This is a genomic window from Streptomyces sp. NPDC003379 (assembly GCF_053589195.1).
The window spans coordinates 15,960-31,350 of sequence record NZ_JBSFRK010000054.1 but is presented as its reverse complement, the minus strand read 5'-3'; the positions used below and the strand labels follow the sequence as shown (position 1 = coordinate 31,350).

Below are 15,391 nucleotides of genomic sequence, written 5' to 3'. Positions count from 1 at the left end.
GTACGCGACGTCTGAGCCGTACCGGGGCTGACTAGTACCTCGGCGCGTTACGGGACCGCTGCACCCTTGTGGTGCGGCGGTCCTTCGCGTTCCAGCAGGCCTTGTGCCAGTGTCTGCGCTCGTCCACCCCGGAGTGCTCCGGCCAGGCCACCAGGTGCGCGAGCGACGAGGGGATCTCCTGGTCGCAGCCGGGGCAGCGGTACCGCTTGCCCTCCGCGCTCGCGCCCGCGACATGGCGTACGCTCCACCGCTCGTCCCGCCAGGTCTCGACGCTCTGGAAACCGCCGTAGCGGCCGGGCGGCTCCGCACCCGCGGACGCCCTCGACTCTGCGGCGCCCTTGGGGCGGTTGCGACGCGGGGACACAGAACACCTCTCGGCTGTACGGCGATCAGGGGGGTGACCAGCCTACGCGCCGCGTCGAGGGGTACCCGCCCCGCGCGGATCCCACAGCTCCCCCCGCAACGCACGGAAAATCCAACAATCCTCACGCCAAGCCGTGCCTTTGGCACGTGTCACGCGTTGGTGCCCGTGGGGGGAGTGCCTGCGTCGGCGCCAAGGAGGCAGGAGTTCGATGCGTGTAGGTAGTTTTGTTCCGGCCGGTCAATTCCCCGGACAGGGGCAGGGGGAGGCTCTGCACCGAGCGGTGCGGTCCGCCGAGGTGGCCGAGGAGGCGGGGCTCGACTCGGTCTGGCTCGCCGAACACCACTTCGTGCCGTACGGCACATGTCCCTCGGCGGTGACCCTGGCGGCGCTGCTCCTCGGACGGACCCGGCGGATCCGGATCGGCACGGCCGTGAGCGTCCTGCCGACCGTGCACCCCGTCGCGCTCGGCGAGCAGGCGGCCCTGCTCCACATCACGTCCGGCGGCCGCTTCTCGTTGGGCGTCGGCCGGGGCGGCCCCTGGGTGGACCTGGAGGTCTTCGGCGTGGGCCTGGAAGCCTACGAGAAAGGGTTCCCCGACTCCCTCGACCTGCTGCTCAGGTGGCTGCGCGAGCCCCGGGTCGAGAGCTCGGGCGAGCGGTTCGCGTTCCGCGAGGTCGCCGTCGTACCGCGTCCGCAGGAGGCGCTGAGCGGGCAGGAGGACAGCGAGCAGGAGGACAGCGGCCCCGAAGTGGTCCTCGCCTGCACCTCGCCGTCCAGCGTGCGGCTCGCCGCGCAGCGCGGGCTGCCCATGCTGCTCGGGATGCACGCGGGCGACGACGAGAAGGCCGAAATGGTGGCCTTGTGGAATCGGCACGCCCGTACCGCCGGGCATACGCCGGAGGAAATCGCCACGGCTTCGCACGTCTCCGCCGGCGTCGTGCAGATCGCGGACCGGCGTCTTGCGGCGGCCGAGGTGTTACAGAAAGCGATGCCGGGCTGGCTCAAGCAGGGTCTGGACGCCCATGTGACGGTCGACGGCCGCAGCCGCACCATGCGGGACCCGCTGGTGTACACCGAACTGCTCTGCGGTCTGCACCCCGTGGGCACCCCGCAGATGTGCGCGGACCGCCTCGCCGCCACGTCGGAGCGCACGGGCATCACGCGCTTCGCGCTGCTCGTCGAGGGCTCCGGCGACCTCGCGGCCACGGAGGAGAACGTGCGGAGGCTGGGGGCAGAGGTACTGCCCCAGCTGCGCTGAGGGCCGGTGCGGCCCCAGCCGGGCTGAGACGGAAGCTGCCGCTCCGGACTGACACACCTCCCGCGTACGGAGCGGCAGCAGCAAGCGTCAGCAGTCCCGCAGTTCGGGAGACTGGTTGAGCAGCTGGCCCCGGATCGAGGTGAAGCGGGCGAGCCTGTCGTCCACCGAAGAGTCCAGCGGGAACACCGCCACGCGGTGGCAGTTCTGGAATGCCAGACGCACCCCGAAGTGCCGCTGCAGAGTGCCGCGAATCGCGTCACTCGCGAGCGCGCGCAGCAGCTGTCCACGTGCCTGCTCGTCCGGCGGCGGCGTCTGGTTGTCGGCGAACTCTCCGCCGTCGACCTTCAGCTGGGCCACCAAGGAGCTGATCATCTCCCATGCGTAAGGCAGGGAGGTCCGGACGCAGTCGACGAATGCTGCTTCGTCCACCTCGCCTCGCTCGGCCTGTTCCAACAGTGCCGGTGAGACGTCGAGCGACATGGGTTCTCCTCTCACACCCCCGCCGAGCGAGGGCTTACGGACAGGGATGGAGTCCGCATACGCAGCGTGCACGGATGACGACCTCCCGCTTCTACGGTAGGCAACAGCGCGTGACCGCACCAGGAGATTGGGCGCATAACCGGCCAGGATCGAACGGGTTCATCGGCGGACAAGTCGTGCGGCCCCCGCGGTGTCCGGGTCCCCGGGTGGGCGAATCGCGTGCACCGCCCCGAGTCGAGTAGCGTTGCGCCCCATGCGTCTCGTCATTGCCCGATGCTCCGTGGACTACGCGGGCCGGCTCACCGCCCATCTCCCGTCGGCGCCCCGTCTGATCCTCGTGAAGGCGGACGGCAGCGTCTCGATCCACGCGGACGACAGGGCCTACAAGCCCCTCAACTGGATGTCCCCGCCCTGCACCTTGAAGGAGGGATCAGGGGACGACGCCGGTGTGTGGACCGTCGTGAACAAGGCGGGCGAGAAGCTCATCATCACGATGGAGGAAGTCCTGCACGACTCCTCGCACGAGCTGGGCGTGGACCCGGGGCTCATCAAGGACGGTGTGGAAGCGCATCTCCAGGAGCTCCTCGCCGACCGGATCGAGACACTGGGTGAGGGTTACTCGCTCATCCGCCGCGAGTACATGACGGCGATCGGCCCGGTCGACATCCTCTGCCGGGACGCCGACGGGCAGACGGTCGCCGTGGAGATCAAGCGGCGCGGCGAGATCGACGGCGTGGAGCAACTGACCCGCTACCTGGAGCTGTTGAACCGCGACCCGCACCTGGCGCCCGTCAGGGGCGTCTTCGCCGCCCAGGAGATCAAGCCGCAGGCCCGCGTCCTGGCCACGGACCGCGGCATCGGCTGCACCGTCCTGGACTACAACGCGCTGCGCGGCATCGAGGACGACAAGCTGCGGCTGTTCTGAGAGACATCACACGTACGTCGTGAGGGGCCGGGTCCGTCGGGACCCGGCCCCTCATGACGTGCTCGCCGAGTCCGAGGTGTCGGCGGAGGTGTCGGCCGAGGACGGCGCGGCGTCGCTCGTGGGCGGGGAGGGCGGCGGGTCGTCGGTCGTCGGCGGGTCCGTCGGCTCGTCCGTGGTGGGCGGGTCCGTCGGCTTGTCCGTCGGTTTGTCGGTGGGCTTGTCCGTGGGCTTGTCGGTCGGCTTGTCCGTGGGCTTGCCGGTGGGCTTGTCCGTCGGTTTGTCCGTGGGCTTGTCGGTCGGCTTGTCCGACGGCTCGCCGCTGTCGCTCGGCTTGCCCGAGGGCTCGCCGGTGGCGGAGGGCTTCGGGTCGTCCGAGGTGCCGATGACGCCGTCCTCGCCGGGGTCGTCGGGGCGGTTCGTGGAGCCCGTCCGCGGCTCGTCCGCGGTCAGGCCGCCGCCGTCGCCGTCCTTCTCGGCCGACTGCTCCGTCTTGACCCGGTCGCCCTCGGGGCGGTCGCCGTCGGACGTGGCGCCGAGCGTGACGACGGTGCCGAGGACGGCGGCGAGCAGGGCTCCCGCGCCCGCGGCGACGAGGTTGCGCCGGGTGCCGCTGAGGATGGAGCGGCGGCTCGGCGCGCCTCCCGCGCCGACGGCGGGCGTGACCCTGCTCGTGACGAGGGTGTCCGGCTCGGCGGCCGGTCCGGGCAGCGCGAAGGCCGCCGGGACGCCGCCGGGGGGCGACGCCGACTCCTCGTACCGCGCGTCGGGGACCTCTTCGCCCGCGGCCGTACGCCCGCCGGGCAGCGCGCCGCCCGAGCGGTCGGCGACCAGGGCGAGGGCCCTGCGCCCGGAGATCATGCCGCGCTTGTCGGCGAGGGCGCCGCGCAGCCCTATGGAGGCCTCCAGCTCGGCGCGGGCCCGGTCGAGCTGTCCGCCGCAGAGCGCGAGGACGCCCAACTCGTGGTGGAAGTACGCCTCTTCGCCGACCTCCCCGGCGTTGCGTGCCGCTTCCTGGCCGGAGCGCAGGGCGCGTTCCCAGGCGCCCCAGTGCAGCCCGCCCGCGAAGGCGGGCGCGGCGGTGCGGGCCAGCAGCACCGCGGCGCCGCTCTCCGGGCCGACGAGGGCGGCCAGGGCGGCCTGCACGGCGTCCGCCTCGGCGGCGACCCGCTCCGGGGTGACGGAGGGGTGCCCGGCCCACCAGGTGTAGTGCCGGGCGGTGGTCCTGGCGTGCTCGGCGGCCTCGTCGGCGTATCCGGCGCCCTCCAGTTGCGTACGCACTCCGGCGGCGAGGCGGTAGCGGGCGCCGACGGCGGTGACCAGGGCGCAGCCGACCAGTTCGGCGAGGGCCGCGTCGGCGTGGGTGTCGCCGACCAGGGCGGGCAGGTGCGCCTGGTGCGGCAGCTCGCCGCCGAGCGCGACGGCGAACTTCAGGGTGGCGCGGGCGGAGGGGCTGAGCCGCGAGGCGAGCAGGGCGGCGGGCGCGGCTCCGTCGGCGAGCGAGGGCAGCGGGATCTCGGATCCGGCGTCGGGTCCGGTGTCGAAGGGCGCGTCGACCGGGGTGTCGGCGAAGTAGCCGTGCTCCTCGAAGGCGTGCGGGTCGGCGCGGAGCTGGTCGCGCTGGCGGAGCAGGGCGCCGGCCTGGACGAAGCGCAGCGGCAGGCCCTCGGACTCGAACCACAGGTCGCCCGCCCAGTTGGCCTCCTCGTCGTCGAGGACGCGGCCGACGGCGCGCTCCAGGAGCTCAAGGCCGCCGCCGCGGCCGAGGCCGCCGAGGAAGACCTCTTCGAGGTGGGAGTCGGCGGACGGGGCGGCGACGTCGGGTGTCGTGGAGAGGAGGAAGGCGCACTCGGGTGTCGCGTCGAGCAGCTCGTCGAGGCCCGCGCCGCCGAACTCCAGGTCGTCGAGGACGACGACGGCGCCGATGTCGTGGACGAGTTCGAGCAGCAGGGCGCGCTCGGGGCGGTGCAGCGGCGCGTCGTAGACGATGGCGAAGAGGTCGTGGAGCAGTTCCACGGGCGTCTTGCGGTAGCCGGAGAGCCGGACGACGCCGTCGGGGGCGAGGTCCGCGCAGTCGTCGGCGACGGCGTTGAGTAGCGCCGTGCGGCCCGATCCCGCGGGTCCGGTGAGCCGCACCGAGCGGCCGCGCGCGAGGAGCCGTACGAGGCGCTCACGCTCCTCCTGGCGCTCCAGGAGCGGCAGCCTGGGCTGTGCGGGACCCGGCGGCACGGGCGGCAGCGCGGCGCGGCGCAGCTCCGCGCGCTCGGCGGCGCTGCGTTTGGTGGGCGTGTCCGGCCGCTCTCCGGGAGGGCAGGGCTCTATCTCGCTGCCGTCGATGGGGTTGACGGTGAGCAGGAAGTCGCCCGAGACGAGCTGGACGGTGCGGGCGAGCGCCGGTGCGGGCTGCCCGAAGTCGGGCGTCAGAGGATCGCGCGGTCGCTGCGGTCGCGCCGAGCCGTCGTGATCGTCGCCACTGTGGTCGTGGCCGTGGTCTTCAGGTCCCCGGTTCATCGGGTCCATGGTCTCAGCCCCCCAGATGCGTCGTGTGCAGAGCCCCCTCCGGCCTTCGTGCACACTGCGCTGTCGCTTCTGGTCCGGTGCCCCCGCGCGGGTCCGTCCATCGGTGGGCGACCGAACCCTAGACCTTCGCTCAGTATCTACGAGAGGGCGGGGTACCGCCCCGCCCGAGACGTCACAGTCTCGTGAGGATTGTGAGTGGGGTGCGGGTTCAGGCTCTGGGGAGCGATTCGACGCCGATGCCGCCTTCGATGGCGAGGATGCGGTGCAGTCTCGTCGCGACGAGCAGGCGCTGCATCTGGGGCGGCACATGGCGCAGGACGAGCCTGCGTCCGCACCGTCCGGCGCGGCGGTGCGCGCCCATGATGACGCCGAGTCCCGTGGCGTCCCACGAGTCGAGTTCGGACAGGTCGAGCACCAGGTCGCCGGCTCCGTCGTCGACGGCCGAGTGCAGGACCGTACGGGCGTCCGCCGCGCTACGTACGTCGAGGCGCCCCCCGACGACCAGCTGGGCCTGGTCGCCCCTGATGTGCATATGCGCTCCCCAAGAGTGCTGAGTCTGCTGTGACGTCTGATCCGTAAGCCGTCTGCGTATGTCACTGCAACTGACTGCCGCATGGGACAGGAAGTTGCCGTCTGTAAGCGAACCGATACCGAATTCACTCCGAGGGGTGACCCTGGAGGCGACCAATCGTCAGACGAGGCGTCAGACGGCGTACGTCAGTGCCGTTCAGTGCTTGTAGAAGCCCTGCCCGCTCTTGCGGCCGATGTCACCGGCGTCAACCATCCGGCGCATCAGCTCCGGCGGCGCGAACTTCTCGTCCTGGGACTCCGTGTAGATGTTGCTGGTCGCGTGCAGCAGGATGTCGACGCCGGTGAGGTCGGCGGTCGCGAGCGGGCCCATGGCGTGGCCGAAGCCGAGCTTGCAGGCGGTGTCGATGTCCTCGGCGGTGGCGACGCCCGACTCGTAGAGCTTGGCGGCCTCGACGACGAGCGCCGAGATCAGCCGGGTCGTCACGAAGCCGGCGACATCGCGGTTGACGACCACGCAGGTCTTGCCGACGGACTCGGCGAACTCCCTGGCGCGGGCGAGCGTTTCGTCGCTGGTCTTGTAGCCGCGCACCAGCTCGCACAGCTGCATCATCGGCACCGGCGAGAAGAAGTGGGCGCCCACGACGCGCTCCGGGCGCTCCGTCACGGCCGCGATCTTGGTGATCGGGATGGCGGAGGTGTTGGAGGCGAGCACCGCGTCGTCGCGCACGAGCTTGTCGAGCGTGCGGAAGATCTCGTGCTTGACCTCCAGCTTCTCGAAGACGGCCTCGACGACGATGTCCGCGTCGGCGACGGCGTCCAGGTCGGTGGTGGTCGTGATGCGTCCGAGCGCGGCCTCGGCGTCGCCGGCCGCGAGCTTGCCCTTGCTCACGAACTTGTCGTACGAGGCCTTGATCCCGTCGGTGCCCCGGGTCAGGGCCTCGTCGGTGACGTCGCGCAGGACGACGTCCCAGCCCGCCTGGGCGGAGACCTGAGCGATACCGGACCCCATGAGTCCGGCTCCGATGACGGCGAGCTTGCGTGCCACTGTTCCGACTCCCCTACCGCTTATCACGCTTGGCTTACACGCTGTTCACGTATGCCTCTGCGGCGGACATTAGCGGTCGTGAGCCCGCCTGTGGCGGCGAAGAGATGCGCGTCACGTCTCAAATGACGGACATCACACCGGTACGCGTCACCGGGCGTCCCGCACCGCGTAGTTGAGGACATTCTCGCTGAGCAGCTCCTCCACCTCGTCGAGCAGCACGAGGGCTTCGCGGGAGACCTCGGCGGGGTCGCGGCACTTGGACATCTCATCGCCGATCCACGCCATGAGCGTGCCGTGGACCCAGGAGAGCTGACCCGCGATCAGCCCGGGCAGCGGGTCGCCCTCGGCGGCGCCGGTCTCCTCGGCGAGGGTCTTCGCGAGTCGGTCCAGGGCCTCCTGCTGGAGCGCCCAGAGCCGGGAGCGCAGGGCGTGCGCCTCGGTGATGACCTTCATGAAGTCGGCCCAGCCAGGGAAGAGCCCGATGCCCGGCGAAACGCCCTCCACGTCGGCGCGCAGCTCGCGCAGGACGGCGGCGGCGGCGGACTCCCCCTCGCGGCGGCCGCGTACGTAGCGGGAGAGCCGGTCCACGACGTCCTCGCCCCGGTCGAGGAAGAGGTCCTCCTTGGCCGGGAAGTAGTTGTAGACCGTGTTCACGGACACGTCGGCGGCGTCCGCGATCTCCGCGATGGTCACCGTGACGAAGCCGTGCTCCAGGAAGAGCCCCGTCGCGATGTCGGAGATCCGCTGCTTCGTCTGTCGCTTCTTGCGCTCCCTGAGCCCCTCAGCCATGCCCCCATCCTAGGGTCCATTGAAATTTGGTGTGATTGCAAAATTGCATGGACTCTGTTTTTGTGGTCGCCATGGCAATCATCAGCACCGCCGGGCTCGCCCGGACCTTCCAGACCAGGAGCGGGCCCGTGGAGGCCGTGCGCGGCATCGACCTGACCGTCCGGCCGGGCGAGATCCTCGGCTTCCTCGGGCCGAACGGCGCGGGCAAGACCACCACGCTGCGCATGCTGACCACGCTGCTGCCGCCCACCGGCGGCGCCGCCACCGTCGCGGGCTGCGACCTGGCCGAGGACCCCGCCGGCGTACGGCGCAAGATCGGTTACGTCGCCCAGTCCGGCGGCGTCGACCTGAGCATCTCCGTACGCGAGGAGCTGACCACCCAGGGCCGCCTCTACCGCCTGACGAAGGCACAGGCCGAGACGCGGGCCGAGGAGTTGGCGCGTGACCTGGGCCTGACCGACCTCATGGAGCGTCCCTGCGCCGCGCTCTCCGGCGGCCAGCGGCGGCGCCTCGACATCGCCCTCGGGCTCACGCACAGTCCCGAGGTGCTCTTCCTCGACGAGCCGACCACCGGGCTCGACCCGGGCAGCCGCGCCGACCTGTGGGCGCTGGTGCGGCGGCTGCGCGACGAGCACGGCACGACCGTCTTCCTCACCACGCACTACCTCGACGAGGCCGACGCGCTCTCCGACCGCCTGGTCGTCGTCGACAAGGGCGTCGTGGTCGCCGAGGGCACGCCGGGCGCGCTCAAGCTCCAGTACGGCGGCTCCATCGACGCCACCCTCCAGGACACTTTCCTCGCCATCACGGGACGCGACATCGCGCCCAAGGACACGGCCCCCGTCGCCGTCTGACACCCCAGGACCTCTTCGATGCCCGCACTGCTCTCCGACACCGCGCTGATCTTCGGGCGGTACGCCCGGCAGACCCTGCGCTCCAAGTTCCAGATCCTCTTCGGCGTCCTGACGCCCCTGCTCTACCTGCTCTTCTTCGGGCCGCTCCTCACCGACCTGCCGCTCGGCTCCCGGGGCGACTCCTGGCAGGTGCTCGTGCCGGGGCTGCTGCTCCAACTCGGGCTGTTCGGGGCCACCTTCAGCGGCTTCGCGCTCATCATCGAGAAGCAGTTCGGCGTGGTGGAGCGGATGCGGGTGACGCCCGTCAGCCGCCTCGCCCTGCTGCTCGGCCGGGTCCTGCGCGACGCCGCGCTCTTCGTCTTCCAGGCGGTGCTGCTGGTCCTCGCCGCGCTGGCGATGGGGCTCAGGGCGCCGCTGGGCGGCATCCTCATCGGGTTCGCGTTCGTGGCGCTGCTGACCGCCGGGCTGGCATCGCTCTCGTACGCGCTGGCCATGAAGGTCGCCAAGGCGCACGAGTTCGGGCCCGCGGTGAACGCCATCAGCATGCCCTCGATGCTGCTCTCCGGCCTGATGCTGCCGATGGCGCTCGCGCCGACCTGGCTGGACGTGCTCTCGCGCTTCATGCCGTTCCGCTATCTGGTCGACGCGGTGCGGGCCGGATACGTGGGCGACTACGCGACGGCGACCATGCTGTACGGCGTCCTGATGGCGCTCGCCTTCGTGCTGTTGTCCGTGACGGTGGGCACACGAGTCTTCAAGAAGGCCGGGGCGTAACTACGCTGGCCGCATGGTCAATCTGACGCGCATCTACACCAGGACCGGCGACCAGGGGACGACGGCCCTCGGGGACATGAGCCGCACGGCGAAGACCGACCCGCGGATCGCCGCGTACGCCGACACCAACGAGGCCAACGCGGCCATCGGCGCGGCCATCGCCCTCGGTGCCCTCGACGAAGGGGTCGTGAAGGTCCTCGTCCGGGTCCAGAACGACCTCTTCGACGTGGGCGCCGACCTCTCCACGCCGGTCGTCGAGGATCCGAAGTACCCGCCCCTGCGCGTCGAGCAGTCGTACATCGACAAGCTGGAGGCGGACTGCGACCGCTTCCTCGAAGAGCTGGAGAAGCTGCGCAGCTTCATCCTGCCGGGCGGCACGCCCGGCGCGGCTCTGCTCCACCAGGCCTGCACGGTGGTGCGGCGGGCCGAGCGGTCCACGTGGGCGGCGTTCGAGGCGCACGGCGACACGATGAACCCGCTGACGGCCACCTACCTCAACCGCCTCTCCGACCTCCTGTTCATCCTGGCCCGTACGGCCAACAAGGAGGTCGGGGACGTGCTGTGGGTGCCGGGCGGCGAGCGTTAGCCGTCGGACCGCGGGGCGGGGGCCGGGACCCGCTTCGGGAAGAGCGTGTAGCTGAGCGCGATCAGGCCGTGGATGCCCGCCGCCCGCCAGGCGATGTGCATCCACGACTCCAGCGACGAGGTGCGGCCCGGGTCGTCGACGTACCACATGGCGAGCAGCAGCAGCCCCGTCGCGACGGCCGCCGCGACGGCGGTGCCGACCCAGATCTTGGCCTCGTGGAGGGCGCGGGGCCTGCCGTAGCGCGGCGGGCGCGGCACCGGCGTGCCGTTGAAGCGGTGCGCCGCGTGGCCGTCGAGCCACTTCACCGTGCGGTGGCCGTGGCCCACGGTGTAGCCGATGTACACCGCGGCGAGGCCGTGCTTCGCGCTCGGGTCGGCGCCGTTCTTCAGGTCGACGGCGGTCACGACGAGCAGCAGGACCTCCAGCAGCGGCTCGCACAGCAGGATCGCCATGCCGAGGCGTGGCTTGCGCAGCAGGTAGCGGGCTGCGAGGCCCGCGGCCAGCAGCACCCAGAAGCCGACCTCGCAGATGATGATCAGCGTGACGATCACGGCTTGCTCCTCTCGGTCACCTCTCCAGGCTGCCGTCGGGCCGGGCGCGGATCATCGTCGTCAGTGACGAAGCGGGACTGCATCCTTCGATGTAGCGGGCGGTTCCTCCCCCAGGATCAGGCGTGGCGACACCTCGCCGTGTTGGATGGAGGGCATGGCCCCGTCCCTCCCCCGCCCGCAGCGCGTCGACGTGCAGATCGCGGTGATCAGCCTGCTCAGCGGGCTCGCGCTGTGGTCGCTCGGGCTGCACATGCAGACGGACCGGCTGCTCGGCGCCGACTGGTCGCTGATCCCGCTCTTCGCCCTCGCGGTGCTCGAACTGCTGCGCAGCAGCATGCCCCGGACCGCCCTCGTCCTCGCGATGTGCGCGCTGGTGTTCGACCAGTTCACGATGGGCAACCTCGCCTCGGTGATGATGTTCACGGACATCATGTACGCGGCCGTCGTCTACGGCACCCCGGCCGCCGCCCGCCGCATCCCGCTGTCCACGGGCGCCATCACGGTCGCGGTGACGCTCGGCTTCCTCGCGTGGTGGCGCGAGCCCGACGCCGTGCTCGTCGGTGTCCTGACCGGCATCGTGTCGTTCGGGCCCGCCGCCACCGGCGTCCTGGTGCGCAACCACCGCGAGGCCGCCGCCGCGGCCAGGCTGCGGGCCGAGCAGACCGCGCTGCTCGCCGAGATGGACCGCGTCCAGGCCGTCACGGCCGAGCGCGCCAGGATGGCCCGCGAACTCCACGACATGGTCGCCAACCACCTCTCGGCGATCGCCATCCACTCCACGGCCGCGCTCTCCCTGGACGACCCCCAGACCAGCAAGGACGCGCTCGCCGTCATCCGTGAGAACAGCGTCGAGGGGCTCGCCGAGATGCGCCGCCTCATCGGCATCCTGCGCGACGACAGCGGCGACCTGGAACCGGCCGCCGCCCCCACCCTCGACGGCCTCACCGCCCTGATCGACGGCGCCCGCACGAACGGCCTCGACGTCACACTCGACGACGCCCGCGCCCCGCGGGGCCCGAAGCTGCCCGCGCCGGTCGAGCTCGCCGCGTACCGCATCGTCCAGGAGTCCCTGACCAACGCCCTCAAGCACGCGTCCCCCGGCCGCGTCTCCGTGACCCTCACCCAGGAGCCGCGCGCGCTGACGGTCCACGTCGCCAGCCCGTACGACGATCCGTCCGGGCCTCGCGCCCCCGGCTCGGGAGCCGGCCTCGTCGGCATGCGCGAGCGCACCGAACTGCTCGGCGGCACCTTCCGCTCGGGCCCCGAGAGCAGCCCCGACGGCAAGGTCTGGACCGTCTCCGTGACCCTGCCCGTCGACCCCGCGGACGAAGGAGCCAAGGAATGATCCGGGTGCTAGTCGCCGAAGACCAGTCAGCCGTACGCGCGGGACTCGTCCTGATCCTGCGCAGCGCGTCCGACATCGAGGTGGTCGGCGAGGCGGCGGACGGCGAGCAGGCCGTGGCGCTCGCCCGCGAGCTGCGCCCCGATCTGGTCCTGATGGACATCCAGATGCCGCGCCTGGACGGAGTGTCGGCAACGCGCCAGGTCGTCGCCGAGGGACTTGCGGACGTCCTGGTTCTCACCACCTTCGATCTCGACGCGTACGTCTTCGGGGCGCTGCGCGCGGGCGCCTCCGGATTCCTCCTGAAGAACACCGAGGCGAAGGACCTCCTCGAAGGCGTCCGTACGGTCGCGCGCGGCGAGGGCCTGATCGCCCCGGCCGTCACCCGCCGCCTGATCGCCGAGTTCGCCGCCCCGCCGAAGGCCGTACGCAGGGAGAACGCACCGGACCCGGCCGTCCTGGACAGCCTCACGCGCCGCGAGCGCGAGGTGCTCTCGTGCATCGGCGAGGGCCTGTCGAACGCGGAGATCGCGAGCCGCCTCTCCATGGCGGAGGCCACGGTGAAGACGCATGTGAGCCGGCTGCTCGGGAAACTGGAGCTGCGCAGCCGGGTCCAGGCGGCGGTTCTGGCCCAGGAGTTGGGCGCCTGATATCCGTCTGATCGCTGCCTGATCACTCCGGACCGGCACAATCCGGCCATTGGTTCAGACCTCTTGACCGCTGGTCCAGACCTTTCTATTCTCACCGCACTGCGGTGAGCACTCCCCCACGTGTCCACGTGCTCACGGGCGGCGCAGGGTCCCACCCGCAACCCCCGGATCTCACCCGAGGAGCACCTCGTGCGCTTCACACAGAGCACCACACGCCCGAGAGTCAGAATCAGACACAGAGCCGTGGCCGGACTGACCACGCTGATGCTGCCGCTCGCCACCCTGGTCGCCCTCGGCACTCCCGCCGAGGCGGCCCCCGACGCCGCTCCCGAGGCCACCGCCACCTACGCCAAGACCCAGGACTGGGGCAACGGCTTCGAGGGCAAGTGGACCATCAAGAACACCGGCACCACCACGCTCAGCTCGTGGAACGTCCAGTGGGACTTCCCCGCCGACACCAAGGTGACCTCCGCCTGGGACGCCACCGTCACCAACTCCGGCACCCGCTGGACCGGTAAGAACCTCGGCTGGAACGGGACGCTGGCCCCCGGCGCCTCGGTCTCCTTCGGCTTCAACGGCACGGGCCCCGGCGCCCCGGCCAAGTGCACGCTGAACGGCGGCAGTTGCGACGGCGGCAGCGTCCCCGGCGACAACCCGCCGAGCGCCCCCGGCACCCCGACCGCCTCCGGCATCACCAACACCTCGGCGAAGCTCGACTGGAAGGCCGCCACCGACGACAAGGGCGTCAAGAACTACGACGTCCTGCGCGACGGCGCCAAGGTCGGCACGGTGACCGGCACCTCGTACACCGACAACGGTCTGACCGCGGGCACCGACTACTCGTACACCGTCCAGGCCCGCGACACCGCCGACCAGACGGGCCCCGCGAGCGGCGCCGTCAAGGTCCGCACCACGGGCGGCGGCGACCCGGGCCCCGGCCCCGGTGACAAGATCAAGATGGGCTACTTCGCCGAGTGGGGCGTCTACGGACGCAACTACCACGCGAAGAACATCGCGACCTCCGGCTCCGGCGGCAAGATCACGCACATCAACTACAGCTTCGGGAACGTCCAGAACGGCAAGTGCACCATGGGCGACTCCTACGCGGCGATCGACAAGGCCTACACCGCCGACCAGAGCGTCGACGGCGTCGCCGACACCTGGGACCAGCCGCTGCGCGGCAACTTCAACCAGCTGCGCAAGCTCAAGGCCAAGTACCCGAACATCAAGATCCTCTGGTCCTTCGGCGGCTGGACCTGGTCCGGCGGCTTCACCGACGCCATGAAGAACCCGGCGGCCTTCGCCAAGTCCTGCCACGACCTGGTCGAGGACCCGCGCTGGGCCGACGTTTTCGACGGCGTCGACCTGGACTGGGAGTACCCCAACGCCTGCGGTCTCTCCTGTGACACCTCAGGACCGGCCGTCTTCAAGAACATGATGCAGGCGTTCCGCAACGAGTTCGGTGCCAAGAACCTCGTCACCGCGGCCATCACCGCCGACGGCTCCAACGGTGGCAAGATCGACGCCGCCGACTACGGCGGCGCGGCGCAGTACTCCGACTGGTACAACGTGATGACGTACGACTTCTTCGGCGCGTGGGCGGCCAAGGGCCCGACGGCCCCGCACTCCCCGCTCACCTCCTACGCCGGCATCCCGCAGGAAGGCTTCAACTCCGCAGCGGCGATATCCAAGCTCAAGGCCCAGGGCGTGCCCTCCGCCAAGCTCCTGCTCGGCATCGGCTTCTACGGCCGCGGCTGGACCGGCGTCACCCAGAAGGAGCCGGGCGGCACGGCCACCGGCGCGGCGCCCGGCACGTACGAAGCGGGCATCGAGGACTACAAGGTGCTCAAGAACTCCTGCCCCTCGAACGGGACGGTCGCCGGGACCGCGTATGCCCACTGCGGTACGAACTGGTGGTCGTACGACACCCCGGAGACTGTGCGCTCCAAGATGGCCTGGGCCAAGCAGCAGGGCCTCGGCGGTGCGTTCTTCTGGGAGTTCAGTGGGGACACGGCCAACGGTGAGTTGGTGAGCGCGATCAACGACGGCCTGAAGTAAGTCCGGCCGTCCCGCATAGACGAAGCCGGGGAGATGGGATCGCCCCCCATCTCCCCGGCTTCTCGATGTCCTCATCTGCGGGCCGGTTGTGGCTGGTCGCGCAGCTCCCCGCGCCCCTTACGGGGCGCTCTCCTACGCCACATTCACACGTTGCCCCGGAGGCGCCGCCTCCAGCCACGCCAGGAAACCCGTCAGCGCGTCCTCGCTCATCGCCAGCTCCAGGCGGACCCCGCGGTGCAGGCAGCCGAGGACGGTGGCGTCGGAGAGCAGGGCCAGCTCCTCCTCGCCGTCCGGTGCGCGGCGGTCGACGACCTCGATGGCCGAGCGCTCAAGGACGCGGCGCGGCCGGGGGGCGTAGGAGAAGACGCGGTACCACTCGACCCGGTCGCCGTTGTAGCGGGCGACCCCGTACCCCCAGCCCTTGCCGGAGGTGTCGCCCTTCTCGGGCGCGTCCCAGCGCAGGGAGCAGTCGAACGTCCCGCCGGAGCGCTGGATCAGCCGGCGCCGCAGTCCGAAGACGAAGAGCCCCACCAGAACCAGCGCGATCAAAGCAAGTCCGCACACGAGCAGAGTGAGGATCATCGGCACCGACCTCCTCGCCTCTACTGTCGGTCGACCGACCGACAACGGACCAACACATTGCACCCGCATTGCCTCAGCCGCGACC

General features: G+C 70.9%; 15 protein-coding genes and 1 pseudogene. 8 read left to right on the top strand and 8 right to left on the bottom strand.

Going from position 1 to position 15,391, the window contains the following annotated elements; all coding sequences use genetic code 11:
* Positions 1-31: 31 nt before the first annotated feature.
* On the bottom strand, positions 32-364 hold the full coding sequence (locus ACWDVB_RS34800; protein ID WP_451512829.1) for an ATP/GTP-binding protein: 333 nt from the start codon (positions 362-364) through the stop codon (positions 32-34).
* A gap of 208 nt (positions 365-572) precedes the next feature.
* Here ACWDVB_RS34800 and ACWDVB_RS34795 point away from each other — a divergent pair, with 208 nt between their 5' ends.
* The gene (locus ACWDVB_RS34795; protein ID WP_451512828.1) at positions 573-1,622 is read left to right on the top strand and encodes an LLM class flavin-dependent oxidoreductase; all 1,050 of its coding nucleotides are present in this window, start codon (positions 573-575) and stop codon (positions 1,620-1,622) included.
* A gap of 87 nt (positions 1,623-1,709) precedes the next feature.
* On the opposite strand, the gene ACWDVB_RS34790 is transcribed toward ACWDVB_RS34795, so the two are convergent.
* On the bottom strand, positions 1,710-2,102 hold the full coding sequence (locus tag ACWDVB_RS34790; RefSeq protein ID WP_451512827.1) for an SCO5389 family protein: 393 nt from the start codon (positions 2,100-2,102) through the stop codon (positions 1,710-1,712).
* A gap of 253 nt (positions 2,103-2,355) precedes the next feature.
* Here ACWDVB_RS34790 and nucS point away from each other — a divergent pair, with 253 nt between their 5' ends.
* Positions 2,356-3,027 (top strand): endonuclease NucS, encoded by a 672-nt coding sequence (gene nucS, locus ACWDVB_RS34785; protein ID WP_451512826.1) that lies wholly within the window; start codon positions 2,356-2,358, stop codon positions 3,025-3,027.
* A gap of 51 nt (positions 3,028-3,078) precedes the next feature.
* Here the strand turns inward: nucS and ACWDVB_RS34780 are convergent, their stop codons facing one another.
* From ACWDVB_RS34780 to ACWDVB_RS34765, 4 genes are all read right to left on the bottom strand, one after another.
* Entirely contained in the window at positions 3,079-5,544 is a 2,466-nt protein-coding gene (locus ACWDVB_RS34780; RefSeq protein WP_451512825.1) for an ATP-binding protein, read from the bottom strand.
* A gap of 208 nt (positions 5,545-5,752) precedes the next feature.
* Positions 5,753-6,076, bottom strand: coding sequence for an STAS domain-containing protein (locus ACWDVB_RS34775; protein ID WP_030792181.1), 324 nt, complete (start codon positions 6,074-6,076; stop codon positions 5,753-5,755).
* 195 nt (positions 6,077-6,271) lie between these two features.
* Positions 6,272-7,120, bottom strand: coding sequence for a 3-hydroxyacyl-CoA dehydrogenase family protein (locus ACWDVB_RS34770; RefSeq protein WP_451512824.1), 849 nt, complete (start codon positions 7,118-7,120; stop codon positions 6,272-6,274).
* A 147-nt stretch (positions 7,121-7,267) separates the two neighbouring features.
* Positions 7,268-7,909, bottom strand: a complete 642-nt coding sequence (locus ACWDVB_RS34765) for a TetR/AcrR family transcriptional regulator (RefSeq protein WP_451512823.1) — start codon at positions 7,907-7,909, stop codon at positions 7,268-7,270.
* Positions 7,910-8,061: 152 nt separating this feature from the next.
* Between ACWDVB_RS34765 and ACWDVB_RS34760 the strand changes: the two are divergent.
* The 3 genes and pseudogenes from ACWDVB_RS34760 to ACWDVB_RS34750 form a co-directional block, all read left to right on the top strand.
* A pseudogene (locus tag ACWDVB_RS34760) lies at positions 8,062-8,763 on the top strand (ATP-binding cassette domain-containing protein); the annotation flags it as partial.
* An 18-nt stretch (positions 8,764-8,781) separates the two neighbouring features.
* Complete coding sequence (locus ACWDVB_RS34755) at positions 8,782-9,537, top strand: ABC transporter permease (RefSeq protein ID WP_451512821.1); 756 nt, start codon at positions 8,782-8,784, stop codon at positions 9,535-9,537.
* Positions 9,538-9,550: 13 nt separating this feature from the next.
* Positions 9,551-10,123: a cob(I)yrinic acid a,c-diamide adenosyltransferase gene (locus ACWDVB_RS34750; RefSeq protein ID WP_451512820.1), complete on the top strand. Its 573-nt coding sequence runs from the start codon at positions 9,551-9,553 to the stop codon at positions 10,121-10,123.
* Here the strand turns inward: ACWDVB_RS34750 and ACWDVB_RS34745 are convergent.
* Positions 10,120-10,674, bottom strand: a complete 555-nt coding sequence (locus ACWDVB_RS34745) for a hypothetical protein (protein WP_451512819.1) — start codon at positions 10,672-10,674, stop codon at positions 10,120-10,122. The genes ACWDVB_RS34750 and ACWDVB_RS34745 overlap by 4 nt on opposite strands.
* 154 nt (positions 10,675-10,828) lie before the next feature.
* Here ACWDVB_RS34745 and ACWDVB_RS34740 point away from each other — a divergent pair, with 154 nt between their 5' ends.
* The 3 genes from ACWDVB_RS34740 to ACWDVB_RS34730 all read left to right on the top strand — a co-directional run bounded on the left by ACWDVB_RS34740 (position 10,829) and on the right by ACWDVB_RS34730 (position 14,724).
* On the top strand, positions 10,829-12,019 hold the full coding sequence (locus ACWDVB_RS34740; protein WP_451512818.1) for a sensor histidine kinase: 1,191 nt from the start codon (positions 10,829-10,831) through the stop codon (positions 12,017-12,019).
* A complete protein-coding gene (locus tag ACWDVB_RS34735; RefSeq protein ID WP_451512817.1) occupies positions 12,016-12,666 on the top strand; it encodes a response regulator in 651 nt (216 codons plus the stop codon). The genes ACWDVB_RS34740 and ACWDVB_RS34735 overlap by 4 nt, the downstream gene beginning before the upstream one ends.
* A gap of 264 nt (positions 12,667-12,930) precedes the next feature.
* Positions 12,931-14,724 (top strand): glycosyl hydrolase family 18 protein, encoded by a 1,794-nt coding sequence (locus ACWDVB_RS34730; RefSeq protein WP_451512918.1) that lies wholly within the window; start codon positions 12,931-12,933, stop codon positions 14,722-14,724.
* Between the two features lie 132 nt (positions 14,725-14,856).
* Here the strand turns inward: ACWDVB_RS34730 and ACWDVB_RS34725 are convergent, their stop codons facing one another.
* The gene (locus ACWDVB_RS34725) at positions 14,857-15,306 is read right to left on the bottom strand and encodes a DUF2550 domain-containing protein (protein WP_451512816.1); all 450 of its coding nucleotides are present in this window, start codon (positions 15,304-15,306) and stop codon (positions 14,857-14,859) included.
* Between the last annotated feature and the right edge of the window lie 85 nt (positions 15,307-15,391).

Bases quoted from the DNA above. Each gene is read 5' to 3' on its own strand.
- ACWDVB_RS34730 (WP_451512918.1), top strand. From the start codon at position 12,931: ATGCTGCCGCTCGCCACCCTGGTCGCCCTCGGCACTCCCGCCGAGGCG.
- ACWDVB_RS34775 (WP_030792181.1), bottom strand. From the start codon at position 6,076: ATGCACATCAGGGGCGACCAGGCCCAGCTGGTCGTCGGGGGGCGCCTC.
- nucS (WP_451512826.1), top strand. From the start codon at position 2,356: ATGCGTCTCGTCATTGCCCGATGCTCCGTGGACTACGCGGGCCGGCTC.
- ACWDVB_RS34780 (WP_451512825.1), bottom strand. From the start codon at position 5,544: ATGGACCCGATGAACCGGGGACCTGAAGACCACGGCCACGACCACAGT.
- ACWDVB_RS34790 (WP_451512827.1), bottom strand. From the start codon at position 2,102: ATGTCGCTCGACGTCTCACCGGCACTGTTGGAACAGGCCGAGCGAGGC.
- ACWDVB_RS34765 (WP_451512823.1), bottom strand. From the start codon at position 7,909: ATGGCTGAGGGGCTCAGGGAGCGCAAGAAGCGACAGACGAAGCAGCGG.
- ACWDVB_RS34755 (WP_451512821.1), top strand. From the start codon at position 8,782: ATGCCCGCACTGCTCTCCGACACCGCGCTGATCTTCGGGCGGTACGCC.
- ACWDVB_RS34795 (WP_451512828.1), top strand. From the start codon at position 573: ATGCGTGTAGGTAGTTTTGTTCCGGCCGGTCAATTCCCCGGACAGGGG.
- ACWDVB_RS34725 (WP_451512816.1), bottom strand. From the start codon at position 15,306: ATGATCCTCACTCTGCTCGTGTGCGGACTTGCTTTGATCGCGCTGGTT.
- ACWDVB_RS34735 (WP_451512817.1), top strand. From the start codon at position 12,016: ATGATCCGGGTGCTAGTCGCCGAAGACCAGTCAGCCGTACGCGCGGGA.
- ACWDVB_RS34750 (WP_451512820.1), top strand. From the start codon at position 9,551: ATGGTCAATCTGACGCGCATCTACACCAGGACCGGCGACCAGGGGACG.
- ACWDVB_RS34740 (WP_451512818.1), top strand. From the start codon at position 10,829: ATGGCCCCGTCCCTCCCCCGCCCGCAGCGCGTCGACGTGCAGATCGCG.